29 protein-coding genes are annotated in these 24,726 nt (G+C 45.7%); 25 read left to right on the top strand and 4 right to left on the bottom strand.

What is annotated here, in order from left to right; genetic code table 11:
- Window positions 1–734: 734 nt before the first annotated feature.
- Both E8L90_RS30470 and E8L90_RS20180 read left to right on the top strand, forming a co-directional pair.
- Window positions 735–884: a hypothetical protein gene (locus E8L90_RS30470; RefSeq protein ID WP_208759436.1), complete on the top strand. Its 150-nt coding sequence runs from the start codon at window positions 735–737 to the stop codon at window positions 882–884.
- 2 nt (window positions 885–886) lie between these two features.
- On the top strand, window positions 887–1,276 hold the full coding sequence (locus E8L90_RS20180) for a group II intron maturase-specific domain-containing protein (RefSeq protein WP_279633660.1): 390 nt from the start codon (window positions 887–889) through the stop codon (window positions 1,274–1,276).
- A 304-nt stretch (window positions 1,277–1,580) separates the two neighbouring features.
- Here E8L90_RS20180 and E8L90_RS30350 read toward each other — a convergent pair whose 3' ends face one another.
- Complete coding sequence (locus tag E8L90_RS30350; RefSeq protein ID WP_016742771.1) at window positions 1,581–1,736, bottom strand: hypothetical protein; 156 nt, start codon at window positions 1,734–1,736, stop codon at window positions 1,581–1,583.
- 122 nt (window positions 1,737–1,858) lie between these two features.
- Here E8L90_RS30350 and E8L90_RS20175 point away from each other — a divergent pair, with 122 nt between their 5' ends.
- The 9 genes from E8L90_RS20175 (at window position 1,859) to E8L90_RS20135 (ending at window position 8,779) form a co-directional block, all read left to right on the top strand.
- Window positions 1,859–2,386, top strand: coding sequence for a TlpA family protein disulfide reductase (locus E8L90_RS20175; protein WP_012684772.1), 528 nt, complete (start codon window positions 1,859–1,861; stop codon window positions 2,384–2,386).
- Between the two features lie 20 nt (window positions 2,387–2,406).
- Window positions 2,407–4,209 (top strand): ABC transporter ATP-binding protein, encoded by a 1,803-nt coding sequence (locus E8L90_RS20170; protein ID WP_244297326.1) that lies wholly within the window; start codon window positions 2,407–2,409, stop codon window positions 4,207–4,209.
- Window positions 4,166–4,786, top strand: coding sequence for a MauE/DoxX family redox-associated membrane protein (locus tag E8L90_RS20165; RefSeq protein WP_244297324.1), 621 nt, complete (start codon window positions 4,166–4,168; stop codon window positions 4,784–4,786). Before E8L90_RS20170 ends, E8L90_RS20165 begins: the two co-directional genes overlap by 44 nt.
- 34 nt (window positions 4,787–4,820) lie before the next feature.
- A complete protein-coding gene (locus E8L90_RS20160) occupies window positions 4,821–5,444 on the top strand; it encodes a TlpA family protein disulfide reductase (protein WP_137031004.1) in 624 nt (207 codons plus the stop codon).
- Window positions 5,445–5,951: 507 nt separating this feature from the next.
- Window positions 5,952–6,500 (top strand): hypothetical protein, encoded by a 549-nt coding sequence (locus E8L90_RS20155; protein WP_137031003.1) that lies wholly within the window; start codon window positions 5,952–5,954, stop codon window positions 6,498–6,500.
- 39 nt (window positions 6,501–6,539) lie between these two features.
- Entirely contained in the window at window positions 6,540–7,148 is a 609-nt protein-coding gene (locus E8L90_RS20150; RefSeq protein ID WP_137031002.1) for a hypothetical protein, read from the top strand.
- 263 nt (window positions 7,149–7,411) lie between these two features.
- Window positions 7,412–7,783 carry a response regulator gene (locus tag E8L90_RS20145; protein WP_137031001.1) on the top strand — a complete coding sequence of 124 codons (372 nt, stop codon included), beginning with the start codon at window positions 7,412–7,414 and terminating at the stop codon, window positions 7,781–7,783.
- Window positions 7,784–8,095: 312 nt separating this feature from the next.
- Window positions 8,096–8,515 carry a response regulator gene (locus E8L90_RS20140; protein WP_137031000.1) on the top strand — a complete coding sequence of 140 codons (420 nt, stop codon included), beginning with the start codon at window positions 8,096–8,098 and terminating at the stop codon, window positions 8,513–8,515.
- Between the two features lie 21 nt (window positions 8,516–8,536).
- Entirely contained in the window at window positions 8,537–8,779 is a 243-nt protein-coding gene (locus E8L90_RS20135) for a hypothetical protein (RefSeq protein WP_244297322.1), read from the top strand.
- Between the two features lie 392 nt (window positions 8,780–9,171).
- Here E8L90_RS20135 and E8L90_RS20130 read toward each other — a convergent pair whose 3' ends face one another.
- Together E8L90_RS20130 and E8L90_RS20125 are read right to left on the bottom strand one after the other, a co-directional pair.
- Window positions 9,172–10,323 (bottom strand): response regulator, encoded by a 1,152-nt coding sequence (locus E8L90_RS20130; RefSeq protein ID WP_137030999.1) that lies wholly within the window; start codon window positions 10,321–10,323, stop codon window positions 9,172–9,174.
- 130 nt (window positions 10,324–10,453) lie between these two features.
- Window positions 10,454–10,768, bottom strand: coding sequence for a thioredoxin family protein (locus E8L90_RS20125; RefSeq protein ID WP_137030998.1), 315 nt, complete (start codon window positions 10,766–10,768; stop codon window positions 10,454–10,456).
- A 313-nt stretch (window positions 10,769–11,081) separates the two neighbouring features.
- Between E8L90_RS20125 and E8L90_RS20120 the strand changes: the two genes are divergently transcribed.
- The 14 genes from E8L90_RS20120 to E8L90_RS20055 all read left to right on the top strand — a co-directional run bounded on the left by E8L90_RS20120 (window position 11,082) and on the right by E8L90_RS20055 (window position 24,017).
- Window positions 11,082–11,537, top strand: a complete 456-nt coding sequence (locus E8L90_RS20120) for a prepilin peptidase (protein ID WP_137030997.1) — start codon at window positions 11,082–11,084, stop codon at window positions 11,535–11,537.
- A gap of 96 nt (window positions 11,538–11,633) precedes the next feature.
- Window positions 11,634–12,446 carry a Flp pilus assembly protein CpaB gene (cpaB, locus tag E8L90_RS20115; RefSeq protein WP_137030996.1) on the top strand — a complete coding sequence of 271 codons (813 nt, stop codon included), beginning with the start codon at window positions 11,634–11,636 and terminating at the stop codon, window positions 12,444–12,446.
- A 3-nt stretch (window positions 12,447–12,449) separates the two neighbouring features.
- Window positions 12,450–13,607: a CpaE/TadZ family protein gene (locus E8L90_RS20110; protein WP_137030995.1), complete on the top strand. Its 1,158-nt coding sequence runs from the start codon at window positions 12,450–12,452 to the stop codon at window positions 13,605–13,607.
- Window positions 13,608–13,635: 28 nt separating this feature from the next.
- Entirely contained in the window at window positions 13,636–15,024 is a 1,389-nt protein-coding gene (locus tag E8L90_RS20105) for a TadA family conjugal transfer-associated ATPase (protein WP_137030994.1), read from the top strand.
- Window positions 15,002–15,928: a type II secretion system F family protein gene (locus E8L90_RS20100; RefSeq protein ID WP_137030993.1), complete on the top strand. Its 927-nt coding sequence runs from the start codon at window positions 15,002–15,004 to the stop codon at window positions 15,926–15,928. The genes E8L90_RS20105 and E8L90_RS20100 overlap by 23 nt, the downstream gene beginning before the upstream one ends.
- A gap of 4 nt (window positions 15,929–15,932) precedes the next feature.
- A complete protein-coding gene (locus E8L90_RS20095) occupies window positions 15,933–16,868 on the top strand; it encodes a type II secretion system F family protein (protein ID WP_137030992.1) in 936 nt (311 codons plus the stop codon).
- Between the two features lie 100 nt (window positions 16,869–16,968).
- Window positions 16,969–17,181 carry a hypothetical protein gene (locus tag E8L90_RS20090; RefSeq protein ID WP_137030991.1) on the top strand — a complete coding sequence of 71 codons (213 nt, stop codon included), beginning with the start codon at window positions 16,969–16,971 and terminating at the stop codon, window positions 17,179–17,181.
- Window positions 17,182–17,310: 129 nt separating this feature from the next.
- Complete coding sequence (locus E8L90_RS20085; protein WP_137030990.1) at window positions 17,311–18,744, top strand: vWA domain-containing protein; 1,434 nt, start codon at window positions 17,311–17,313, stop codon at window positions 18,742–18,744.
- A 30-nt stretch (window positions 18,745–18,774) separates the two neighbouring features.
- A complete protein-coding gene (locus E8L90_RS20080; protein ID WP_137030989.1) occupies window positions 18,775–19,917 on the top strand; it encodes a hypothetical protein in 1,143 nt (380 codons plus the stop codon).
- A gap of 15 nt (window positions 19,918–19,932) precedes the next feature.
- Entirely contained in the window at window positions 19,933–20,787 is an 855-nt protein-coding gene (locus E8L90_RS20075; RefSeq protein ID WP_137030988.1) for a hypothetical protein, read from the top strand.
- Between the two features lie 23 nt (window positions 20,788–20,810).
- Window positions 20,811–21,533 (top strand): hypothetical protein, encoded by a 723-nt coding sequence (locus E8L90_RS20070; protein ID WP_137033531.1) that lies wholly within the window; start codon window positions 20,811–20,813, stop codon window positions 21,531–21,533.
- A gap of 34 nt (window positions 21,534–21,567) precedes the next feature.
- The gene (locus E8L90_RS20065) at window positions 21,568–21,969 is read left to right on the top strand and encodes a TadE family protein (RefSeq protein ID WP_137030987.1); all 402 of its coding nucleotides are present in this window, start codon (window positions 21,568–21,570) and stop codon (window positions 21,967–21,969) included.
- Window positions 21,970–22,644: a Tad domain-containing protein gene (locus E8L90_RS20060; protein WP_137030986.1), complete on the top strand. Its 675-nt coding sequence runs from the start codon at window positions 21,970–21,972 to the stop codon at window positions 22,642–22,644. It begins immediately after the preceding gene.
- A gap of 59 nt (window positions 22,645–22,703) precedes the next feature.
- Window positions 22,704–24,017 carry a VWA domain-containing protein gene (locus E8L90_RS20055; protein WP_137030985.1) on the top strand — a complete coding sequence of 438 codons (1,314 nt, stop codon included), beginning with the start codon at window positions 22,704–22,706 and terminating at the stop codon, window positions 24,015–24,017.
- 79 nt (window positions 24,018–24,096) lie between these two features.
- On the opposite strand, the gene E8L90_RS20050 is transcribed toward E8L90_RS20055, so the two are convergent.
- Window positions 24,097–24,657 carry a putative periplasmic lipoprotein gene (locus tag E8L90_RS20050; protein WP_137030984.1) on the bottom strand — a complete coding sequence of 187 codons (561 nt, stop codon included), beginning with the start codon at window positions 24,655–24,657 and terminating at the stop codon, window positions 24,097–24,099.
- Between the last annotated feature and the right edge of the window lie 69 nt (window positions 24,658–24,726).

The following is a 24,726-nucleotide window of genomic DNA, read 5'->3' as shown; positions in this document are numbered from 1 at the left end:
TCAAAGGCAGTAAAGCGGTTGGCCCTTACTGTGTAATGGTTGGCTTCATGTAACCTCAAGTTCACGTGAAGATATTCATGAACACGATTGATTTTCACCTCAATCCGCAGGGCTGGCAGTAGATCGAAGGCAAAATGGTGGTCTGACATGCGAACCGAATAGAAGAGTGAGTTGAGCCGAAGCGGATGCTTCGGCCTTTTTTAGTGCGCCCAGCATGGGCGATAACTCTAGGGTGTAAGTCTCGAACGGGGGTTGGCTGTACCAACCGTTAGCCCAAGGCAAGTGTGTCCATCGCGAGGTGGAATCTGAAGGAAGCCGGCGGCAAAGTCCCGACCTGAGGTACATGAATCTAATTTGAGGCTGTTGTACTCGGACGAGTTTGTTAAACAAAACGAAGTCCAATACAGCCAAGGGGTATAGCAGTAAATTAGGCAGGTACATGGGATGAAAGTTATCGTTCTTACCTGGGGAGATCTGCATGAAGTGCCTTCAAATGTTGGTAACCGTCTCCGTAAGGAGTCGCTGAACATTAAGTCAACGCATCTACTAATCACTTTCGCGATGATAGGGTGGAGCAGAATTCCGTTAGGAACTACTCTTGGAGAATAAGGGTGAAGCCCTGAGGGTACAAGAGAGGGCTGAGTATTGTCCGGCCAGACTAGAAGGATGCGTGCGGAGGAAAGGGTATCGTCATGGCACTGTTGGAGAAAGTCCTATCACGGGGGAATTTATTAGTGGCACTCGAAAGAGTAGAAAGAAACAAAGGATCGGCGGGAATCGACGGTGTTTCAACCGAACAACTGTGCGATTATATCCGTGAACACTGGTTAGTTTCACTAATGCAAAACAAGCAAGGATTCGGCTTCATCCAAAATCACTCCTGAAGTTGAAAGAGAAAATCCGCTTCATCACTAATCCGGTATGGAGCATCTCTATGGATGAAAGGATTCTGAAGCTAAATCAGTATCTCATGGGATGGATCGGATATTTCGCCCTTGCAGATGCAAAGAAAGCCCTACAATCCATCGAAGAATGGATACGACGTAGATTTCGACTATGCTTGTGGTCTCAGTGGAAGCGAATAAGAACCCGATATAGAGAACTTCGTTCTCTGGGTCTATCGCACGTCCAAGTAATAGAAATTGCAAACACCAGAAAGGGTGCATGGCGTACCACAAAGACTCCTCAAATACACAAAGCCCTCGGAGTTGCATACTGGCAACAACAAGGGCTGAAAAGCTTAGTACAACGATATTCTGTCATCCGTCAAGCTTGATGAACCGCCGTATACCGGACGGTACGTACGGTGGTGGGAGAGGACGGGAGTTAGTCACTCCCTCCTACTCGAATGATTATCCGTGGGAATAATAACGATTAACGAGAAGAGCTGGCAAAACATCCATAGTGAAATCGCGACGGCGTTATGAGGTGTACGGATAGGAAGAATATTGTGAATGCAAAACAAACCTCCAGCCCCACATTTCTAGTGGTTTTGAAGGTTTGTTTGTAGAGGATGATTTAGTATCCTAGCAATTTTTCGTGTAATGCTGGTACCTTCATCCCCTAAATTATTCTTTTCCCTAGCAGCAGGTAAACTTGAGAGGGTTCTGCCAATTATGTTTTGCTGTCCCCTTTTCTAAAATACAAAACACATTAACGGTGCAGGGAGGATCAGGTAAGAAACCGATTGTTGAATCTTTCTTGACACCAATTAACTTTGAAAATTGATCTAACATAGTCATAACCTCCATATTTTTACAATTCTGACTTTCAATTCAATTATAAGAATTGCAACACTAGCTGTCAAATGATACATTATTTACAAATAGTTACCAAAAATAGTTTGAGGGAGGCTTCTGTGTACGTTCTCATTCCACTAACGGTAGCAATTGCTTTATTAGGCATGCAACTCTATTCATACCGAAAGTTCAGGAATATCGTTACTCTCTTTTCTGTAGAAGATTCTATTTTTTCACTTCTAAATCAATATTTTATCGGTGTAAATCTCAAAGAGTCACTTATATTCCCCACGCATTTATCACAAACACCAACCATTGTCATGTTCGCTGCCCCCTCATGTGATACATGCCATCATGAAGTAGAAAGATACTTAACCCATATCAAGAAAAAAACAACCAACCTTCCTTTCTTATGTGCGGTTAAGCAGGATGATTCTGACTATCAGCACTTTATCGACACATTTAGCGGAAAAATTACGATGGTTCCCGTCGACAAAAAAACCATGAGCGAATTACATATCATCAACTTCCCAAGCCTGTTTATTGTTGACTCACAGGGGATCATTCGATATGTAGGACGCTCAGTTGGTGAGCTAGTAGACATCTTGAAACACAAGAAGAAGCAAGAGCTTCACAACATCCAATAAAACTAGAAAAGGTGTTCCTCATGATTGTTCAATCATTTATCAAGCTGTTCGTTTTCTTATGGGCACATGCTCGGCTACTTCTCACGCTTTTAGTTTGCTTAACAATCATGATTGGTTTACTACCAGTAGCCACCCTTTGGCTATCCAAAGAAATGATTAATGAGGTCGCGAAAATCATTCAACTCCAAGTGGGTGATTATCGTTATGCTTTTTTCTTACTTTCACTTCAATTTTTAATAGCGATGGCTACATCTGTGCTTCTCAATATCCAACAATACCTAAATGGAAAGCTTGAAAATGTTTTGGAACTCGCGGCGCAATCACTTGTACTTCAAAAGGTAGAATCGGTACCGCTTTTCTATTTTGATATTCCCGATTTTTACAATCATTTAGAGAGAGTTCACTTGAATGTGGGCACACGCTTTTTATCACCATTCACGATCCTACTAGAGATCGTTAGAGCCAGCATTACTATTTTCAGTTTCTTGCTCTTTTTGCTTACCGTTCACTGGAGCCTCGTCATTTTAAGTCTGATCGCGGCAATTCCCGTCTTCTTTGTTCAAATTCGATTTGGCAGTATCAATTATTGGCTCAGATACGGCTTAACCCCCTTAATTCGCGACATACAATATACCAGTTTTTTATTGAAAGACCGGCAGTCAGCCAAGGAAATTCGATTATTTGGCTTAGGTCAAATGCTACTGAAAAGATGGTCAACCTCCATGACCCACCAGTTTACTGAAACATTAAAGGTGCTGCGAAAGCAACAAGCAACTGAGGTCGGCCTAGATGGGTTTACCGCACTTTTGTACTTTGGGACAGCTGGAATTATCATCTGGTTAATCCGTACCACCTCTATGCAAATCGGTGAGTTTGTAGCAATCGGACAAGCTGTGCAGGGAACACAAGGATTGACCAATCAGCTATCTAACCAGTCAGCCAAAATATTTGGAGAGATTCTCTATATAAACGATTTTTTTAATTTCATCGAATATGAACACCCTGAAAAGGATGCAAGCGACGAAGGCTCGGCTCTCTTTCCAGCACCGCTACAACAGGGCATTTTTATAAAAGGATTGTCATTTACCTACGTGAATACGACAAATCCTGTTCTAAGGGATATTCATTTGCACATACGGCCTGGTGAAAAAATCGCAATCGTCGGTGAAAATGGCTCGGGTAAATCAACCTTAGTCAAATGTGTGATGGGGTTGTATCCCATATCACAAGGTGACATTTCCTTCGATGGCCTCAGTATTAGCCAGATCAAACCTGATGATTTACGCAAAAATATGACTGTGATCTTCCAGGATTTCATCAAATATGCCTATACGTTACAGGAAAATATTGGTTTCGGTGATGCCGAACGAATAAACGATCTAAAATGGATGCAAGAAATTGCCGCTACATCTGGCGTGGATCAAATCGTTTCCAAACTTCCAGATGGCTACCAAACTTATTTAAGTCGCTATTTGCAAGAGGGAACCGATCTTTCTGGGGGACAATGGCAAAAAATTGCCTTGGCTCGTGCTCTGTTTCGAAATAGTGATATTGTGATTTTAGATGAGCCAACAGCAGCTCTTGATCCTATGACTGAGCTTTCTGTATACCAACTCGTACGAAATTTGACCGAAAATAAAACAACCCTATTTGTCTCACACCGTATGGCTGCCGCTAAAATGGCAGATCGGATTATCGTGATGAAGGATGGTCAGTTAGTCGAGTCTGGAACGCATGATGAACTGATTTCACTTAATAAAGAATACGCGCAGATGTATCATGCTCAAGCACAATGGTATGCAACACCAGTGGAAAGCAGGTGAAAAATTGGAAATCGCGACCTTTATCTTTCGCATGATTCTAGCACTGTTGTTTATAAGTTCGTCTGTATCAAAAATCAAAAACAGCACGACTCATGCTTCAATTGTAAAAGACTACAAAATACTGCCTGAACGATCTATTACATTTTTTGCCGTCCTCGACACTTATTCTGAATTGCTGATTGGATTGCTACTCATTTTCGGGCTGTACGATTCCTGGGCAGTTCTGGCTGGTAGTGGTTTACTACTCCTGTATAGCGTGGCTATTGTGGTCAATTTATTGCGCGGAAGAAGAGAAATATCATGTGGTTGCGGTGGCATCGTCGGCAATCACAATCTATCATGGATACTGGTCAGCCGAAACGTCTTGCTCATTGCGATGTGTCTCTGGGTCTATCAAATACCGACCACCTATGGGAATCTCTCATGGGCGTTAGAAACAGGAAATTTCAGAACCGTATATGGAGAAGAGTACTGGACGTTAATGATCATCGCATTGTTGTCCACACTTGTGATTCTGATTGGTCAACATTTAGGGAGCATTCGGAAGAAAGTACACGAGCTAGTCGCACAAAAATAAATATCATTCCCTCACGAAAAAGGAGAGATCCTCTGTGGAAACGTTTATACAATGGTCTGTGATTGCGTTATGGGTATTTGTCATTGTGCAATTCGTTGTTATCTACCTGCTAACCAAACTAGTAGCAGATTTTATCAATAAATTACAAGCAAAAGAAAAAGAACCGAGTGTAGACAACTGGATAGGCTCCAGAGCCCCGGTTCTGATCGATAACAGTCCATCTGGAACAAGCATTGATTTTACAGAGATGAAAAGCCACTCTACACTTGTACTTTTCACGGCAGAAGGTTGCCCCATATGCCAGCAAATCATTCCGCATTTAGAGAAGGTAAAACTACGATTTCCTCAGCTTAAATTACTAGTTGTTTATTCAGGAAAGCTCACTCACGAGACCCAAAACCAGGACGATATTCAGTATATCGACTCTACCATTTCGTTTTCAATGTACCAAATCGATGCGATGCCATCTGCTGTCCTGATCGACAAAAAAGGAATTATCCTTGCCAAAGAAGCGGTTCCTACCATTCATTATCTACTGGCATTGCTTGAAAAACATGTGCCTATCGAAGCGGACACTTCGGAGTTCATTCCGGCGTCGCTCTCAACAAATCTAGGAGAAAATAAAGCAAGTAAAATTGCCCCTCAACCATATTCATGACTGTAGAAAACCTACCATATCGTATTTTGGGAATATTACAGCAAATTAAAACGGTGTTGTGTGTAATTATGACAATAAAAAAGACTGCCGACTTTTTCGACAGTCTGAGCCGAAGCGATGCTTCGGCTTTTTGCGTTCGGAACGTAAGGCGAACGGCTATTCTTTAACCGAGATGGAAATGATGATAGACAGGATTTTTTCGTCCCTTTCTGAAAATGGATCTGTTCTCGTCTCGGAGCTAAGATAAAATATCAAAACGTTTTTTGCCTCAAATATTTGCGGTATATGTTCGAATCAAATGCTTGAACAACGGCTTGTAAGGTGATGTTTTCGAATGGTTTTTCAGTGCACCCTAATAGGAAGAACAGTGCAAGGAGTAGTAGAATTCAGCCGACGATTTGATTCGAGGAGGAATTTACTATTTTTCCAAAAATATGATATTTACAACTTGCGGAAAAATTCATATAATTGTAATATATTCCAAAAAAAGGAAAAGAGGTGCGAGTCATGAAGAGAAAATTCACTAGCTTAGGTATTGCAACGCTCTTATTGATTGTTCCTATTCAGTCTGCACTTGCTGATTATTGGGGGGGAGGAAAAACTTGGGCGGGGGTTACGGTATATGAGTTTGATTCCTCCGTATACAACTACTCCTATGACTACGGGAAAGTTTATAACCAAGCCATTCGTAATTGGGAAGGCATATCATCAAAGGTTAGCTTTGTTTCACGGACGCATGAGAATTCAGATAAATACTATGTAGGAGAAACGAGTATTCAAGGGTTGTTAGGAAGGATGGACCCGTATAATGGTTCACGGATGGCAAGTATTAATAGTAGTTGGAGCTCTACCAAAGTTCATATATTTCACAACAATATGGATGCATTTAATATGAGCGAAGCTGAAAGAATTTCAAATGCTACACACGAAATTGGGCACAGTCTGAAATTGGCACATCCTGTTGGAAATGTAACTTCTGTTATGAAGCAAGGGATACAAAGTAGAGGACCAAGCTCTTATGATCAGACAGAATTGAAAAATAAATGGGGGCAATAGAAAAGCGAAATAATGAAAAGTCAAAGGAGAGGTTTCTGGATGAATCTGAAAATGAATCGATTGTATATGAAAATAGCAATTGGAATCATGTTGACTGCCATCGTTTTTGTGTGCGCAGCTTTCAGCACCTTTTCCAAAAAGAATGAGCCAATGGAAACAATCTCTTTAGAAGCACTTTATATGACATATGAAAGTGCCGAGGAGTTGGATGAAGCAGATTTAATTCTGATAGGTACTCCTACATCTGACTTTTCAGATCGAGAACATAAGACCAGTTTTTATGCAGATGGTAGTTTGCAAGACTTTTATACGTTAACAGAGATTGAGATTGATAAAATTATCAAATCTCCGAATGACTTTGATTTAGCGGAATCTGAAACGCTTGCCATAATCGAACCTGTTGGTATTATCGAATTGGATGGGACGAAAAAAATTACGATTGATGAATATAAAGAAATGGAACAAGGTGAGAAGTACATTATTTTCTTGAATGATAATGGACACGGACAGTACAGTGTAATTAACAATGATCTAGGAAAATTTAATTTAGATTCAAAATCAGCAAAAAGCGAAAAATCATTTAGCCAAAATCCAGCGATTACGTTAAAAGAAGATGTGCTAGATAAATATAGTGCGTTCATTGAATAGTTGAAACAGGTAGAATCAACAAGAAGAACAGGTACTGCATGGAGCTGGAACTTGCGTACGGATAGTTGGATTGCAGCATGGTAGGGGAAATAGAACCGAATAGAAGAGTGAGTTGAGCCGAAGCGGATGCTTCGGCCTTTTTATTTCCCAGTAATAAAATTGACGATGTTCTCTTGTTCAGAAGTTGTTTAGATGTTCCTAGTAGAATGTAGAAAATGATTAGATTATGTCGGTGGTATAAAAGATGGGAGAAAGCAATTTAGATGAATAGCATTTTAATTGTTGACGATACAGCGTTTACGAGACTTGTGCTGCGTAACATGTTTGAGACATTAGGAATTGAGGTAGTTGCAGAGGCTGATTCAGGGGAGGAGGCTGTTAGAAACTACTGTTTGTATCGACCGACATTCGTCATGATGGATATTACGATGCCGGGCATGAACGGTTTGGCTGCTTCCCGCAAAATCATGGAGCTGGATAAGAATGCGAAGATTATTATTTGCTCCGCAGTTGCACGACGCGATACTGTCATCAAAGCGATCCAGGCAGGTGCACGTGATTTTATCGCAAAGCCCTTGCAGTTCGAGAGGATTGAATGGGCTGTTCAACATTTATTGGAGACAGATACTAGATGAAACAAAATAGCTCTGGTGTTAGTTTGTTGAAAAAAGAGAAAGAGAAGTCTCGGAGAGGAAGATAGTGGGAAAGGATGAAGAAGAACAGGGATAAGTTGCCTTATAGGTAACTGTCCCTGTTCTTCTTTTTGTCTTTTGTTCAGAAATTGTTGAGATGATCCTAGTAGAATGGGGGAAACTACGGAGTGAGGGGGCTTTGTGCCTATGAAAAGTTAAGAAACTATTGTTTTGATTCACAGAAAAAATGGGATGTATTATTGCGATTATATAATTTGAAAGATATAGATAATAGGATGGGAGACAGCGTCTTGGATGAATAGCATTCTGATTGTTGATGATACGGCGTTTACGAGACATGTGCTGCGCAACATATTTGAAACGTTAGGATTGCATGTCGTTGCGGAAGCTGCTTCGGGAGAAGAGGCTGTTAGAAATTACTGCTTGTACAAACCATCACTCGTCACGATGGATATTACCATGCCCGGTATGAACGGTTTGACTGCATCACGCAGAATCATGGAGTTGGATAAGGATGCTAGGATCATTATTTGCTCAGCAGTGTCTAGGCACGATACCGTCATCAAGGCAATTCAGGCAGGTGCGCGGGATTTCATAGCGAAGCCACTGCAGCTAGAGCGAATCGAATGGGCTGTCCAAAAATTGCTGGGAACAGGGGTAGATGTCCGTCGTGGGGATAGACAGGTGAAACAAATAGCTGAGGTGTTAGTATGAAAGTTTTGATTACAGGTGGTTATGGGTTCATCGGTTCTTTTGTCGCAGAGAGGTTATCATGATCAAGCCAATGACGGGGTTAAATACCAGTTGAACAAAATGAAATACGTCTTGAAGTCAAAGACCGTACACAAAGAGATGGTGGAATTGATTGTGGAAGTCAAACTCACGGGAGATAATACGGCATTTGTTCAAGATATTTCAGAGGTAGAAGGTGTGAAAAACGTATCACTGGTAAGCTACGCTGGCGATTATGCACCATAATATGATTAGACAGAAAAATCCCTTTCTGACTCCTTTACAGGTGGTCAGGAAGGGATTTTTTTGATGGATCAGTCACGTACTTGGACTGCACCCAATGTATATCTTCCGTCCGAGCGTTTGCCTTCCATGGTAAATTAAATGCCCGGCTCTTCTGTATCCAGGACAGGTAGCTGTTTGTATCTTCTTTGTTGCCGAACATATCGTTAAACAGCCCCAGGTTGGCATATAAGGATTTTATAGTACATCTTGGGTTTGCTTTGGCGAATAAGTCGCCGTTCCATAATTGGAGGCGGCGGCAGAGGAAGGTAGGATGCAAAAAACAGCGAGAAATACGCTGTATGGACCACTTCAGATCTTCATGAGTGCCCTCTAGATCTAGTGAGAGAGTATCATTACTTTTGTTCTGTCTCCTGCTTCCATATGTGATACCACTTGGTGATATGTTCGTTTGCAGCAGAGCCGAGTTCAATCTCCCATCGAGAGGTCAAGAGTTGATACTGCTCTTCTACAGCCGCTTGATTATCCAAGGAAGCGTACAACTGCATCAAGATCATGTAGCTGTCTTCTTCAAGCGGGTGCAAATGCTGAATGCGTTGGTTGACGTTGATCGCTTCTTGGACTCTGCCGTGCCCCAAATAGAAGCTGCTCATTGTTTTGGCGAGCTGCAGCCACATTCTGCGGAGTCTTTCCCGCTCGTACTCTGCCCACAAATAGTCGTAGTCTCCGAAATAATCGCCCATGTACGTCGCGAGTACTTGCTCATACTCCTGCATATTCGCAAGAGAGAGGGGCGGTAATTGTTTGAGACGATTCTCCCATTCCTCCACATCGATCTTAGCCGAATCAATCGTCAGCTTATAGCCGCCTTCTAAATTGCCTTTGTTGATCGATATAGTTTGAAGACCATAGCGTTTCAAGGTTTGCCGGATGAGGTAAATCGTCGTATAAAGCTGGGTTACGCCTTTGCTTCCATCATAGTCCGGCCACAAAAGCTCGATAAGCGAATCTTTGTCGATCATCTTGTTGCGGTGATGCAACAAATAGGCAAACAGCTCGCGAGCTTTATTCGTGCGCCACTTGATCTCTTGTGGCTCCTGATTCGGCTGGTGAAACAAAATACGATTGAAGCATTGGATGGAGACGACTGACTCTTCTTTAACAGGCGCGGCTTCTTTCGCGGACTTGATTCTTTCACGAAGACGGTCCATTGTCTTTTGCAAGCGTTGAAGCTGTACGGGCTTCATGATGTAATCCAGCGCGCATAGCTCAAAAGCATCAACGGCGTACTTATCGTACCCTGTGACAAATACGATCTCCGGGGAGTTATCGATTCCTTGTAGACGTTCTCCGATCTCCAGTCCACTGATGCGCGGCATATTAATATCTAAAAATACGACATCTGGTTGAAGGGATATTGCTTGATCGATCGCTTCGAGAGGATTGGTGTAGGCTCCAACTACCTTAACGCCGCCAACATCTTTTTCCAGCAATCGTTGCAGATGCATCAAGGGTAGTTGCTCGTCGTCTACCAATAAGGCTCTCATCCACTGTCTCTCCTTCAAAAAACGATAAAATGCAACAGATTATCTGGCAAATCTGATTTGTCCATACTCTCTACTCTACCATCAAAAGAGGGGTTATCCAAACCTTTACAGTGGCAGGAAATGTGAATTTTTAGCAAGTAATAGATGTCAAAATACGCTCCAGCTCGTCAAACGATACAAACCGGGCTTGCCGAAATACTTCTTTTCCGTCCATAAACAGCAGGATCGCCGGAGCAGTAAATACGAGAAACTCACCGGAAACACTGGGTGTTTTTTCCATGGATACAACTATACTGTTCACTTGTGGATATTGTTTCAGCAGTTCTACCGCTCTTGCGTAGGTGACATCGCAAACACCGCAGTTTGCCGTTTTAATAAACAATAGACTAGTCGGATGCCGTTCAATCTCTGCAAGTAGTTCAGTTAGTTCGAGATACTCCAGCACGGTCGGTATTCCCACCTTTTGTTGCCGTATTTTTCTACTAGAATAGCACAAAAAAGTGTTCGTCTCATGGAACGACAACGAATGTATTCTCGAACAAAATCCGTGCAAAGCTCAACTAGTCTCGTGTAGTTTTGGACTTCAGCAGATTTAGGCAGGAGAGGGAAAAATGTCCTGCTCGAAAACCTAGAGAATAAGGAAATGAAAGCGTTTTTACAAAAAAATATACAAAAAAATTGGATATTCCTGCAACAAATTTTCCTAAACGACAGTCTGTAATGGTGGAATTTTCCTCAAAAAGCAGGAAGGAGGACATATGGTGTTATCTTGGTATGTCATCATTCCCATTCTTTTCGTAATGGCAGTCGCTGTGTATACCGACCTACGCCGCCGTCTCATTTACGACTGGCTGACACTTCCGGGAATTGTGTATTTTCTCGTTCTGCATGCGTACCTTCATCCAGAGAAATGGCTGACTTATGCGATGGGAGTTATTGTGCTGGGAGGAATTTCATTACTCATGGCGGTGATTAGCAACGGTCAGATGGGCGGAGGGGATATTAAGCTGCTCGCTTTGGTCGGTGCAGCGGTTGGATGGCAAGCGGGGGTGGTCGTGCTCATGCTTACGTATTTGCTTGCGGGAGTCAGTGTGCTTCCCATATGGGCCATCGCCAAAATGACAGGCAGGATGAAGCTAGGGCAAGAGATCCCGTTGGCCCCATTTGTTGCGGGTGGGACCAGTCTCATGCTGGTCATAGTTATGTATTCCTAGTGCCTTTCTCGTGAGTTTATCTATTCCCGATATTGGCAATAAAGCGACGAAGAATAAACATGAATGGATTTTTCGAAAAAGAGAGGGAATCTTCTGATGTTGGAATCAAAACGTAGGGCAATCATTTTTCTTGTATTATCGTTCCTACTTGCTGCACTTGCGGGCTTTCTGTTTCTGCAAAAAATCAAGGATTTGAATGCGCAACTGGGCGAAATGGTGGAAATATACGAAGCAAATGCAGATATTCCATCTCGGGCACTGATACAACCCGACCAATTAACGGTAAGGGAAATCCCCAAAAAGTACGCGGATGATTCGTACGTCATCGATAAAGCCAGTTTGAAAAATCAAGTCACGATCGTTCCCTTGTCAAAGGGAGACATCATTACGAAAAACATCATGAAGCCAGCGAATGTTGTACGGGATCAGAACAACAGGCTTGTGACGGTGTTTGCATCGAGCAATGTCGTCTTCGACCAGGAGCTGGAGGCGCTAGACCGGGTAGACGTCATCATTTCGCATGAGGAGAACGGAAAGCCCGTGACGGAAGTGTTCATGAAAGACGTGCCAGTCGCCATGGTCGCCAAATCGGAGAACAGCTTCAAGGGGGTAGCTCTCGAGCTCCCGTTCGAGGAAGCACCGAAATTCATTCACCAGCAGCATTATGCCCAGGTGGTTCGCATTTTGAAAGCGAACGTGGGCAAAGGAGACTTGGGTATTCCCGATCCGTTTGTCGAGCCCAAGCCGGAACAGACCAAACCGCCTAGCAAACCTGCTGAGGCGAAGCCTGCGACACCGCCTGTTACACCACCTGTAGCAGGGCAACCGGCAGCTCCGGCCCAGCCACCAGCGAAACCTACTTCGGTACCACCGCAGCCAACTAATCAACCACCGAAAACCGGAGGGTAAGTCATGAACAAAGATATGAAAATTCTCGTCGTTGCGGATTACGACTCTGTAAAAGATATGCTAAAGGAAATTTTGACTCCGTATGAGCAAGTACGCTACACGACTTCCATCGAAGTGAAAAAAGAAATTGACCGGATTGGTCCCGATGTCGTTTTGCTTGTGCAGCCGGAAGACGGAGCAGGAGTAGAGCTGGTGCAGTACATACAAGGAGAGCTTCCGGAGGGCATCCTCATTTATCTCACAGAAAAACAGGATTTTGTCCTGCTGCGAGATGTCGTCCGCGCGGGTGCTGTGGAATACATCGTGATGCCAGATGAGCTCAATCTGTTGTCTGATCGTCTCGACAAAATATCAGATTTGTCCCAGATCAAGCAGAGAAAAAAGGGCACGGATGCATCCGGCAAAGCTTTCGTGCGAGGGCGGGGAAAGGTGTACTCCTTTTACAGTGGAAAAGGGGGAAGCGGACGAACCCAGCTGGCAACGGGCTTTGCACAAGCGTTGAAGCTAGAATCTACGGCCAGTGTGCTGCTCATCGATCTCAATCTCCAATACGGTGGAATCGAAACCTTCTTGTCCTTTGACAACAACCGTACATTGGGCGATCTCATGCCGGTTATGGACGAAATCAATGAGTTTCATATTCGCAATGTGGCCCAGAGGGAGAACCATTCCAAGCTGGAGGTGCTGGTCAGTCCGCGTGATGCCGAAACGGCGGAGAATATGTCCGAGGCATTTGTCACCAGGTTGATTCGCGCTAGCCGCCGCAGCTATGACTTTGTGATTATCGACCTGCCAACGCATATGAACGAGCTTACCTTTGCCGCTTTGTCAGAGTCGGACATGATTTATTACGTGATGAATTTGGACACACCGTCCGTTCAAATTTACCGACTCGTGGAAGACTTGTTCCGACGTCTGCGAATTGATACCGCAGGCAGGCTCGAAGTGGTCGTCAATCAAGTGGGAAGGGATAACGAACTGAATGTGTCTGATTTGAAGGGATTATTTACCACACCGATTACCGCTGAAATCAGCAGAGATCATCAAGGCGTGCAAGCGGCTGTCAATCAAGGACGACCGTTGCAAAAGGAAGCAAATGAGAAAAAGCTCTCTTTGGCTGCGAAAGACATCCGAAAATGGGTACTCAAGAAACTGTCATAAAGAGCAAGTTCAAAAAGGTGGGAGTTAGATGGCTTTATTCCGACGAAAGCAGGAGCAGACAGCGCCAGGGGATGAGGCAAAGCAGACGCCACTCGCTGCTACATTAGCAGCTCCTTCCTTCAATCCGTACATCGACGAGCTGGCTGAGCACTACAAGACCCGACTTTTGCGGGAGACCAATCTAGAGAGACTGACCAGCCTCCGTTCAGATGAGATGCGTCTCGCAATCGAACGTCTCGTCTCCCAATACATGTCAGAAGAAAAAGTAGTCATTCCACGAAATGAAAAGGATATCCTGCTGACACGTTTGATCAATGAATCAGTGGGGCTTGGCCCGCTTGAACCGCTTCTCGCCGATCCGGAAATTACGGAGATCTCGATTAACGGACACAACCTGGTATACGTCGAGAAACGAGGAAGGCTGGAATTAACCGATTTAAAATTTCGTGACGAGGAACATTTGCGGCATATCGTGGACCGGATTGTGGCGCCGCTTGGTCGACGAATCGATGAAAGCTCGCCGATGGTCGACGCCCGTCTGAAGGATGGAAGCCGTGTGAATGCCGTCATTCCTCCAATCAGTCTCAATGGCACGCTCGTTTCGATTCGTAAATTTCGCAAAGAGCCTTTCTTGATGGATGATCTGATGCAATTTGGTTCTTTCAGTGCAGCGATGTCTCAGTTCATTCAAGCCGTGGTGGAAGCCAAAATGAACGTGCTGATCTCCGGTGGTACCGGTAGTGGTAAGACAACGTTGCTAAATGCGACAGCAAAAGCTATTCCACACTATGAACGTGTCATAACGATTGAGGATTCGGCCGAGCTGAAGCTGACTCACCCCAACTGTATTGGGATGGAGGCACGCCCGCCCAATATGGAGGGAACAGGGGAAGTCACGATCCGTCAGCTCGTGCGAAACTCCCTGCGGATGAGGCCAGACCGCATCATCGTGGGGGAGGTACGGGGTGCAGAGGCATTCGACATGCTGCAGGCCATGAATACCGGGCATGAAGGATCGCTAACCACCGTCCACGCCAACTCCCCACAGGATGCCTTCAACCGTTTGGAAGGGATGGTCGTCATGGCCGGGATGGATTTGCCCTCTACGATTGTCCGTGAATATATCGTCAGTGCGCTGGATATCATCGTCCAGGTCACGCGCCTGTCAGACGGAACACGTAAAATCGTATCGATTTCAGAAGTAGCGAAAACGGAAGATAAACGCGTGGAGGTCAACGAGATTTTTCGTTTCCAGCGGAAGGGGATCGGCGCGAAAGGGGAAGTCCTTGGCTACTTTACGGCAACCGGGGTAATCCCACGGAGCTTGGAGAGACTCCACGTTTTTGGAATCAATCTGGATGAATCCATCTTCAGGGCGGAAGGAGGGAAGCAGCGTGACCATGCCTATTCTGTTTAGTCTTGCGGTGTTGTTTGGCATCTGGGGCATCTACGAGTATCTCGGTTATCGGGCCAAGAAGACCGAATGGAAAAAGAAAGCGGAAGAATGGTTCGAGGTGAAGGGAAAGCGAAAAAGTGTCGTCATCGTTTGGGGAGACAAATTTGACCAGACGCCTTATGCCAAAGAAGTCCAAAAAAAGCTGATCAAAGCAAACTTCCCGCTTGCTCCCTCGGAGTTTTACGGAATTTTGATCGTGGGTACGATGGTGCTCGCCTTCTTGCTCAGTAACGTCGTGAATATTTCTTTTCCTTTTAACTTCATGATCGGGGCAGTGGTGATGTATCTCATACAGAACGTGCTGTTCTTCGTCCGACGCAACAAGTACCAGGAGCGATTGAATGAACAGCTCTCCGAGGTGTGTCGCCTTTTGGCCAACTCGCTGCGTGCAGGTCTTACGCTCTCGCAGGGGATCTCACTGGTCGCCAAGGAGATGAATTATCCCGCTGGAGATGAGTTTAGCCGCATGGCACGTGAGCTACAGCTAGGCGTCAGCTTTGACCGAGCGCTCTCTGACATGGAAAAACGAATACCGACGCGAGAATTCCGTATCTTTACGGCTACCCTGCTGATTCAACGGCGCGCAGGAGGGAATTTGAGCCAGGTGCTGCAAGAAATGGCGGAGACACTGGAGGATCGCCGCATCGTGAATCAGGAAATCAAGACGATGACGGCGGAACAGCGGTATGTCTCTATCTTGGTACCGATCATGCCAATTGCCCTGGTGCTAATGATGAACACGATGAACAAAGGCTTCATTGATCCGTTGTTTTCCGGATTTGGTCTTTTTCTTCTGGGGTTGTTTGTAATCGGAACTCTCCTGTCCTATATCCTCGTAAAGAAAGTGACCAACATAAAGGTGTGAAAACATGGATGCTCTCATAATTACATGCGTGTTCTTGTTTCTTTTGCTGTTTGCCATTTGCCTAAAAGAGTGGTATCGCTACTCCATCGAGAAGCAAAAGCTGCTCGCACATGTCCATGAGATGAGCGGGCACAAAAACTACGGCGTGCGCAAGCAGGAAACCTCATCCGAGCGTCTGGTCAAACGATTGCTTCGGTATGGAGACGACTATGCTGTCATGGGACAGCGCATCAACTTTTTCAGTGAGTCGCATGAGGTTGAGGATTGGTTGCTCAAGGCTGGGCGGCCACTAGATTTGAGCGTGGCCCAATTCCAAGGGGTCAAAATTTTTATGGCTCTGGTTGGCATTATTTCCGGCACGTTGTTTTTCATTCTTCGCTTTCCCTTCTCGCATTTAGGTTTGATCGCCTGGCCGTTGATTGGCTACTTTTTGCCCATCCTTCTGTTGAAGAAAAAAGCACGCGATCGTCAACATCAGCTTCGTTATGACCTGCCTGAATTTCTCGACACCGTAAGCGTGACTCTTCAGGCCGGGGTGAGTCTCGATCAGGCTTTGCGCGAAGTCATCAAGTTTTTTGATGGGCCGATTCGGGAAGAGTTTTCCCGATTCAATCAAGAGTTGGATCTAGGGGTGCAGAGGGAAAAGGCGTATGAACAATTGCTACGACGCAACGACAATCCGGAGTTTCAAATGCTGATCAAAGCGCTTATTCAGGGGATGCGCCTGGGGGTACCGATTGCCGTCACGTTCAAGGCGCAGGCGGAAAATATGAGGAGAATCCGGAAAGAGCTGATCAAGGAAAAGGCGGCCAAGGCGTCGCCAAAAGTAACCCTGATCACCACATTTATCGTGACTCCTACAGCAATTATCCTGATTGGTGGTTTGATGGTATTGAATATTATGCAAAACTTCAGCTTATTTTCCGACATCATGCCATGATCCATGGCGTCACTTTTAGGAGGTGATGCCCGTCAGCGAGATGGGAGTACACAGTTCTTTATTTTTTATTTATCCAAATCATGAAGGGAGTAGATTTTATATGAAAAGCATGATGCAGAAATTGTATGTAAAAGGTCAGGGAGCTCTTGGAAACGAAAAAGGAGCACAGGCGATTGAGTGGATCGCGTTGGCAGGTGTAGTCATCGCTGTGTTTGGTGCGGTGATGGCCTACTTTGATAAGGACCCCACACTCGTTGGAGAAGCCATTGGGGATACGCTTAGCAATATCATCAAAAAATTAGACGGAAATTAATCAACCATTGAATGCTTTTTTTGTGATGAGCATATGGAAAAGAGGTGGTGAAGGAATGGTTCTTCACCACCTGAACCATATGGCGCTTCATACATAGCAAGACGAAATCAAGCAGGAGGTAACACTTTGATGAGACTCGTGAAGGGAATAATTGCAGTGATCCTCCTGTTGAGCCTGTTAACGGCGTGTTCGCAGGAGCCGGATACATCTCAGAATGCAGAGGGGCAAAATCCTTCTGCTCCACCAAGCACGGAAACACCCCCTACGCAAAGTCAACCGCCAGACCAAACAGGAGACCCAAACGCCGAGATGACGAGAGAAGAAAAGCTAAAAGCGTTGGAGGTCATGGCACAGGAAGGAATGCCGTTAAAGCGGGAAACGACAGAGGACTTCATCAATTCGCCACCAGGACGTTTTTCCGGGGGTTCGTATGACAACAACAGGGAAGAAGTATTGCCTGAACTAAAAAAGTTCCCTGCTGTTGAAAACCCAGACGAAGAAATGATGAACAAGTACTACCTTGCCTTGTTAGGATTGTTTGCCCAGAGCTACCCTGATCCGCAACAGATAATAGACGAACTGAAAATGGCCTCATTTGGGAATCCGGACATCGATGATCCGCGGTTCAAGTTTAAGGAAAGCTACAATGTTGAGATTATCTTGGATGCGAGTGGCAGTATGGCGGCAAAATCGAACGGCAAGACGAGGATGGATGCTGCCAAAGAAGCGATTCAAGCCTTTGCTGAATCTTTGCCAGAACAGGCGAATGTCGCTCTGCGCGTATACGGGCACAAAGGCAGTGGGAAAGAGTCGGATAAAGCACTATCTTGCGGCAGCAGTGAACTGGTATACGGGATGCAGACTTACAACAAAGAAAAACTGCAGCAATCTTTGAATCAGTTCCAACCTACCGGATACACTCCGATTGCCTACTCTTTGCAGGAAGCGAAAAAGGATTTAAGCAAATTGCCTGGAGATAAGAACACCAATATGATCTTCCTCGTCAGCGACGGAATCGAGACATGCGATGGTGACCCTGTCGAAGCTGCCAAACAGTTGGCCCAATCTGAGATTACGCCGATTATTAACGTGATTGGATTTGGTGTAGACGGTCCGGGGCAGCAGCAGTTGAAAGAAGTGGCAAAGGCAGCGGGAGGCCGCTATGTTCTGATTCAAGATCAGAAGGAGCTGCAGGACGAATTCAATCGTGGGAAAGAAATCGCGAACAAGTGGAAAGAGTGGAAAGCCAATGCATCCTACCAAGCCGTATCCACTCGCAGTTCCCGATCGATCGACATCAGTCACTTTGCTTTGAAATGGAGTCGTATCGCCAAACGGGAAAATCATGATCTAACATCTGCAATCATGACTATGGATGCAAGCAACATGATTTCCGATGAGTTCGCCGATCAACTGCGGAAGTTGAACGATGAGCAGCTGGAAATTGCACAGAAAAAGGCAGATGAGCTGGAGCAATTCCTGGATACCTTGAACGAGAAGTCCTATAAGGAAGCCGTGGATGCGATCAACCAGAAGTTTGCACAAAACACGAAAACAAACTAGAGACGAAATCTCCAAAAGGAGGTTTGTGAAGTGAGGAAATGGGTAAGAAGCCCAATGGCAGCGGCTACTTTCGCTGTTCTGATTCTTTTGATGAATCTGTTTCCGCTGGTGGGCTTGGCGGCTTCCATGCAGTATCAAGGGCTGCAATACGAGGCCCCGAAGTGGGATCAACCGAACCTGGAGTCTCCGCAATGGGAGCACAACCCACAAGCGCCGCAGTGGGAACAAATAAACCCGCAGACTCCTGATTGGGAAAAGCTGAACCCGCAGGCGCCGAAATGGGATTGGACGAATCCGCAAGCACCAAATTGGGATCAGATAAATCCACAAGCACCCGATTTTCAGGGGCCAAACGTCAATTACTCGAGCCCGCAAGCGCCAAAAGCAACGGCACCTTCAACGAATCTACAGATGCCTTCTTCTCAGCACCCCGGCATCGATCCAGATAGCGCGAAGCCGATGACGGAGACGCTGGAATACGGTGCAGTCAAATGGACGTTCAAGGACGTCATGGGCGGTACGCTGGCATATAGCGCTGATTTGCTTATGAATGGCGAAGTAGACATGGCAGCGGGACTTCGTGGCAAAGGCATGTTCTTGGGAGATTTGGCGATAAAAGGCCTTGATCTTGCCTTTAAGAATACGCCGTATGTAAACACAGTAACAGGCTTGGGTGTCGATTCACTCGACGGGATGAGCGCGTGGGCCAACTATCAATTTGTGTTGGCGCAATTGCCGAATAACAGCTTTCGAGATATTTTCCAAGGTGGTCAGCTGACGAATTCGGCCAATCCATCCGGCGTTAGAATGCCGGGAATCGTAAAAGGCTTAAATGTGGGCGTAGCAGCGATCAGCCTTCCGTTTGACATCATAGATACAGTCGGTAGTTTTGGCATGGCGTTTGATCCGAGCCAGAATGAAGCTACACAAAATGAGAAATTTGTGGATGGCGCCGGTAATTTCGGCAGTGTGCTGATGGATGCAGGGGTCATTGCTTCCGTCATACCAGGTGGGCAGGCGGTAGGCGGTGTGCTTGTTGTCACTGGTGGGGTTTTGTGGGGATTGAGCAAACTCGTGAAGTACGCTGACAAGCTAGCCGGTGGAGCGATTACCCGTGGAATCCGGGACGGGGTCGGAAAAGCTGTTGGGTGGGTGAAATCCTTATTTGCGTAACGGAGGTCCTTGCTTATGAAAGTCGTGAATACACCACAGGTTCAGGCTCAGATCGAGCGGAAAAAGCGTTTTTTAGAGAGGACAGAGCTGTATAATTACCCGGCCTACGTAGACGGACAATATTACTACCATGTAGCGTACTGGAGATGGGGGAAAAAAGACGCTGTCGGGTACTTGGTGCTGCGACCGGATGGTGAAGTAGTTCGCCGCAATGAAGCAGAGGCTGTCGTGAAGCTGTTTTTGGTGCACGCACATGCGGGGCGCAAGATTAAGAACAATTTGGCCATTGATAAGGAAAAACCAATCGAGATGTACGAGCAAAAATACGAGTATCTGAGGGCGCTTTTGCCAAGCTATCAGGATAAGATGGACACTGTGCTTCGGCAAGATGCAGAGAAGCTGATCGACGTTTGCAAAACCATGATGGAAAGCCGGGACCAGCTGCGTGCCATTTATGCTCGAGGGATGGATCTGCTCAATCAATTTTTCGCACGCAACTACGTTATTGCGGGAGAAGAAGCGGCATTGCGGGATGTGTTATTTGAATCGGACTACATTTTATATGATCGCATTCGCAAGCAGGTGCTAATCAAAGACTCGGTGGATCGGCTTTACCAGTTGTTCCAATCTGATCGAGTAGAACTGGATCGGGTACAGGAGCAGAAACGAAAAAAGCTGAGCGATTTGCTCTCTGTTTACAAAGACAAAACACTGCGAAATATTGCCGATGAATCCGTGAAAAGCTTTGAGACGCATACGACAGGGAAACATGAGTCTTTCCATTCGGTTGAACAGTTGCGGGAGGCCCACGAGAAGCTTAATATGACCATCTTGGAAAATGGGCTAATGGATAAACTGCGAAACCCATAACAGGAAAGGTGAGAGAAATCTATATGCATCCCTTCAAAGAAAGCATTCGTTTTTATGCACGAAACATCGAATCTTTGCTGCTCTTGTCCGCCGTGCTCGTGGTTCCCTTTTTTATCATCCATAACTTTACACTGAACTACCTGAATCTGATCGCCGCGATCACAGGCGCCAAATTCGTAGCAAGCTTTTTCAACCTGTTTTTACTTCTTCTGTTTTTGCTGATCCTCCAGATTCCTTTTGCCCAGTATGTTCAAAGTGATCTGGACGGCGATGAGCGTCCGATTCGAAGGGCATTTCGGACCTTTTTTGAACACAGCTTTTCCGTATTCGTATTTGGGATCGTGTTTAGCTTTCTTGTTTCTACAGGAATGATGCTGTTCATGATACCCGGGTTGATTCTGATGATCTTGTTCTATTTAACGCCGTTTTTTGTGGTGCTGAGAAAACAATCGGCTTGGCGCTCTTGGCGAGCTGCCATGGAAATGGGCAAAAAGCATTTCTTCCAAATCTTTGGCCTGTTGCTACTGGTGAGCGTGGTGGAATGGCTAATCAGTATGGCGGGTTTATTCCTCGTCACGTCCATTACAGCGACCTTCGGGGCGGTTATGTTTATTGAGTTATTACTCAATGTGATTGTTCTCCCGTTTTTTGCGGTCATGTTCATGATGTACGTCAATAAATGGAAGGACGAGGCGGCAAGAGCGGAAGCGGCTGTGGCAGGGGGATTGCTGCTCGATGAAAGGTAGCTTGCAAATATGTTCGAGAGGAGATGAGCGAAGAATGTGCCTGAAGAAGATCGTTTCCAATGAAAAGGGCTCGGTCACCGTAGAGTTTATCGCCATACTGCCGTTCGTCTTTCTGATCATGCTGATTTGCTGGCAGTTTCTTGTGGGCGTCTACGGTGTCATCATCTCTCAGTCGGCAGCAAATGAAGCGGCGAAGGTGTACGCCATAACGGGAAATTCGGGTGAAGCCATACAAGCTGCCAGAAACGTGGTGAACGCGGCGGGAGGTTATATTTCCTTCAATGACGGCGATATCAGGTGGGATGGCGACGGATATTTTACAGCCAAGGTCGGCGTGCAGATGGAGCTGGGGTTCCTTCCTGATTGGCTTTCTATCAAAAAGGAAGACCGATATATCTCCTTTGATCGGGAAATGAAGAGCAGGGTGATGAACTAGATGGTACGTATACTGCGTCACTTGCAAAATGAACGTGGAAATATGACGATCTTCACCCTGACGATTTACTGGTTTATGTTCATGCTGGTGTTTGTTGCGCTTTTCAACTTTTCGACTATTTTTGTAGACAAGGAGCAGGCGTCGAACAGTGCGCAGCAGGCGAGTATTGCGGCGGTGAAGGATATTTATGATGAGATGAAAGAAGCTATTATACTGTATGACGCGTCAATCGAGGGGCTGCAAAACCCTGATTATGTCTGGATCAGGGTAAAAGCCGCAAAGGAGAAACTGAGGGCAGCGCATCCGGAATGGGCCGCGAGTGAGATTGAATATGGAGCAATTGACTCAGCGTTGAGCAGTGCATTGCCTGGGAATATGCAGTTGCAGGCCTATGTTTACGCTGGGTTATCTAAAGTAAAAGCAAAAATTCCGGGAGTAGTTCGCACTGTGTTAGTAGATAACAAAGCAACTCTAAACGGTTCGACTATAAAATTGTTCAACAGTGACAATCGGATTGAAGTAACAACGTCTGTAAAGTACAACTCGGAATCGATGGGGTTTGACTTCATTCCTGCCTATTCCGAGCAAATCTATCAGACAGGAGAAAGCAGACGGATCGGTTTTATTGATGAAGTAAATGACTGGTTTTACATCAATATTCCGATTCTTGGATGATGATGGTTTAACGCAGCGATCTGATCAACAAGGTAACAAGGCAAGGAGGGTATGACCGAATGCGTAACACCAAAATGCGGATGTCGCTCTTGATCAACAGCATCATGATCATGCTGCTGCTTTCGGGCTGTTCACTGGGTGCAATAGGAGCGGGTACAGGGATCGGGCAAAATCAATGGCCGCAGACCACACAGGAATTGATTGCTTCACAGCCTGGACCGCTTGCTGGCACACAATTTTTCCACGCAGCTTATCCGCATCGAGCGCAGATCATACAGGTTTTGGATAAAATGCCTACCGTGGTCGACGGGATGAATGATGCTTACTTGGATTTGTACTGGAATCAATTGCTCACTCTGTTCGCGGAGGATTATCTCAGTCCCCAGATGGTTGTAGACCGCTGGAGAATGGCTTCGTATGGGAGTCCAGATATCGAGGACGCCCGCTTTCAGTTTCGGGAAAATTTCAACGTAGAAATCATCCTGGATGCAAGCGGCAGCATGGCTGGGAAAATTGGGGACAAAACGAAAATGCAGCTCGCCAAGGAAGCGATCCAGGAATTCGCGGAAGCACTGCCGGAAGAGGCGAGAATCTCGCTGCGCGTATATGGACATAAGGGTAGCAATGCAGATGAGCACAAACAGCTCTCCTGCGGCAGCAGTGAGATGATTTATCCATTGCAAGCCTACGATGCGAAAGGTCTTGAGCAAGCACTTGGCATGTTTGAGCCGACAGGCTGGACATCTATTGCGCACTCCTTGCGTCTTGCTCAGGAGGATTTGGCGGGGTTCGAAGCGGATAAAAATACGAATGTCATCTATCTGGTCAGTGACGGTATCGAGACATGCGATGGTAATCCGGTGGCAGTAGCCAAGGAATTGTCTCAGTCCAAAATCATGCCGTTGTTGAACGTCATCGGCTTTGACGTGAATGCAGAAGGGCAGAAGCAATTAAAGGAGATTGCCCACGCGTCAGAAGGTCTGTATGCAAATGTGACGAACCGTGAGCAGTTTAAGCAAGAGCTGGAACGTGCGAAAGAAATTGCCCAAAAGTGGGAGCAGTGGAAACGGGAAGCTTTGACAGAAGCAGACGCTGTCCTGATCGACCGCAAAAAATGGGTGGATGCTTATGACCGGGACTGGTACGAGAAAAACTGGAGAGAGAGCCTGAACATCGGAATGGCGATCGAGCATTTGTCTGCGAGTGGCAAGATTGGCAATGAAGCGAGAGAGTACCTTACTGGGAAAAGGCAAGCAAGAGAAGCGTTGGCTACACAATCCAAGGAGGAGCTTACCAATTACTTGGTGAGTCTCACAACCGAGACCTATCAGGAAATGAGAGAGCAAATTGAGGATAAATACAGCGGAAACTAACAGAAATGGGTTCTTTCGTTACAAAAGCAATTGCAGTCGCAACGGAGAACCCACTGTAAATGTATAGGATTAGGGTGCGTCAATCATACGTGAACGTAACGACCTGTTGCAGGCCTGGGTCCACTCCGATTGCCACGTCATTTAGGCCATCTGTGTAATAAAAGTAACGCTTGGCGTCATTGGAATGAGCGTCAGAAGCTTTCACCAATTGGAAGTCATTCGTCGCAAGCAGGTTTTTCGAGCGGATGAAATCAGATGCCGTCTTTTCCAAATCTGCTTCAGTCATCGTTTTTGTCGCCATTTCTCCGTTTATTCCAATAATGTCAATCGACAGGGAAAGAATTTGCCTTGACCTCGGTTCGATGATCGCGTGAAAGCCATGGACATCGCCACTCACAGGTTCGCGTTTCAGTACAGCGTGAACAGGTACTCCTCTGTATACTGAATGGGCTGGGTCCTCCAGTGTGATTTCCCGATCAGTCGTATCAACATTCATCTGATAATATTGTCTAACAGCGGCTGCAGCGATTTGCGCCGCTTCTTCTTTTCCGAGCCCTTGCACTGTATCTGGTGAGCTGGAGGAGCATCCCATTAACAGAAAGACGAGAAGCGCCGTGCTCAGCCATGCGAACTTTTTCATTGTGAACCCTCCAGCCATCCCAAGTAATACGTGTAGTCTTTTTTTATCCTAACAGGGATTGCTTCGACT

Origin of the sequence: Brevibacillus antibioticus (assembly GCF_005217615.1) — a bacterium.
GTDB lineage: Bacteria > Bacillota > Bacilli > Brevibacillales > Brevibacillaceae > Brevibacillus > Brevibacillus antibioticus.
The sequence above is the reverse complement of the archived record's forward strand: the minus strand, read 5'-3'. Positions and strand labels throughout refer to the sequence as shown.

Coding starts and splice junctions, on each gene's coding strand:
- E8L90_RS30350 (WP_016742771.1), bottom strand. CDS start 1,736: ATGTTAGATCAATTTTCAAAGTTAATTGGTGTCAAGAAAGATTCAACA.
- E8L90_RS20170 (WP_244297326.1), top strand. CDS start 2,407: ATGATTGTTCAATCATTTATCAAGCTGTTCGTTTTCTTATGGGCACAT.
- E8L90_RS20165 (WP_244297324.1), top strand. CDS start 4,166: ATGCTCAAGCACAATGGTATGCAACACCAGTGGAAAGCAGGTGAAAAA.
- E8L90_RS20155 (WP_137031003.1), top strand. CDS start 5,952: ATGAAGAGAAAATTCACTAGCTTAGGTATTGCAACGCTCTTATTGATT.
- E8L90_RS20150 (WP_137031002.1), top strand. CDS start 6,540: ATGAATCTGAAAATGAATCGATTGTATATGAAAATAGCAATTGGAATC.
- E8L90_RS20145 (WP_137031001.1), top strand. CDS start 7,412: ATGAATAGCATTTTAATTGTTGACGATACAGCGTTTACGAGACTTGTG.
- E8L90_RS20140 (WP_137031000.1), top strand. CDS start 8,096: ATGAATAGCATTCTGATTGTTGATGATACGGCGTTTACGAGACATGTG.
- E8L90_RS20135 (WP_244297322.1), top strand. CDS start 8,537: ATGGGTTCATCGGTTCTTTTGTCGCAGAGAGGTTATCATGATCAAGCC.
- E8L90_RS20130 (WP_137030999.1), bottom strand. CDS start 10,323: ATGAGAGCCTTATTGGTAGACGACGAGCAACTACCCTTGATGCATCTG.
- E8L90_RS20120 (WP_137030997.1), top strand. CDS start 11,082: ATGGTGTTATCTTGGTATGTCATCATTCCCATTCTTTTCGTAATGGCA.
- cpaB (WP_137030996.1), top strand. CDS start 11,634: ATGTTGGAATCAAAACGTAGGGCAATCATTTTTCTTGTATTATCGTTC.
- E8L90_RS20110 (WP_137030995.1), top strand. CDS start 12,450: ATGAACAAAGATATGAAAATTCTCGTCGTTGCGGATTACGACTCTGTA.
- E8L90_RS20105 (WP_137030994.1), top strand. CDS start 13,636: ATGGCTTTATTCCGACGAAAGCAGGAGCAGACAGCGCCAGGGGATGAG.
- E8L90_RS20095 (WP_137030992.1), top strand. CDS start 15,933: ATGGATGCTCTCATAATTACATGCGTGTTCTTGTTTCTTTTGCTGTTT.
- E8L90_RS20090 (WP_137030991.1), top strand. CDS start 16,969: ATGAAAAGCATGATGCAGAAATTGTATGTAAAAGGTCAGGGAGCTCTT.
- E8L90_RS20085 (WP_137030990.1), top strand. CDS start 17,311: ATGAGACTCGTGAAGGGAATAATTGCAGTGATCCTCCTGTTGAGCCTG.
- E8L90_RS20075 (WP_137030988.1), top strand. CDS start 19,933: ATGAAAGTCGTGAATACACCACAGGTTCAGGCTCAGATCGAGCGGAAA.
- E8L90_RS20070 (WP_137033531.1), top strand. CDS start 20,811: ATGCATCCCTTCAAAGAAAGCATTCGTTTTTATGCACGAAACATCGAA.
- E8L90_RS20065 (WP_137030987.1), top strand. CDS start 21,568: ATGTGCCTGAAGAAGATCGTTTCCAATGAAAAGGGCTCGGTCACCGTA.
- E8L90_RS20060 (WP_137030986.1), top strand. CDS start 21,970: ATGGTACGTATACTGCGTCACTTGCAAAATGAACGTGGAAATATGACG.
- E8L90_RS20055 (WP_137030985.1), top strand. CDS start 22,704: ATGCGTAACACCAAAATGCGGATGTCGCTCTTGATCAACAGCATCATG.
- E8L90_RS20050 (WP_137030984.1), bottom strand. CDS start 24,657: ATGAAAAAGTTCGCATGGCTGAGCACGGCGCTTCTCGTCTTTCTGTTA.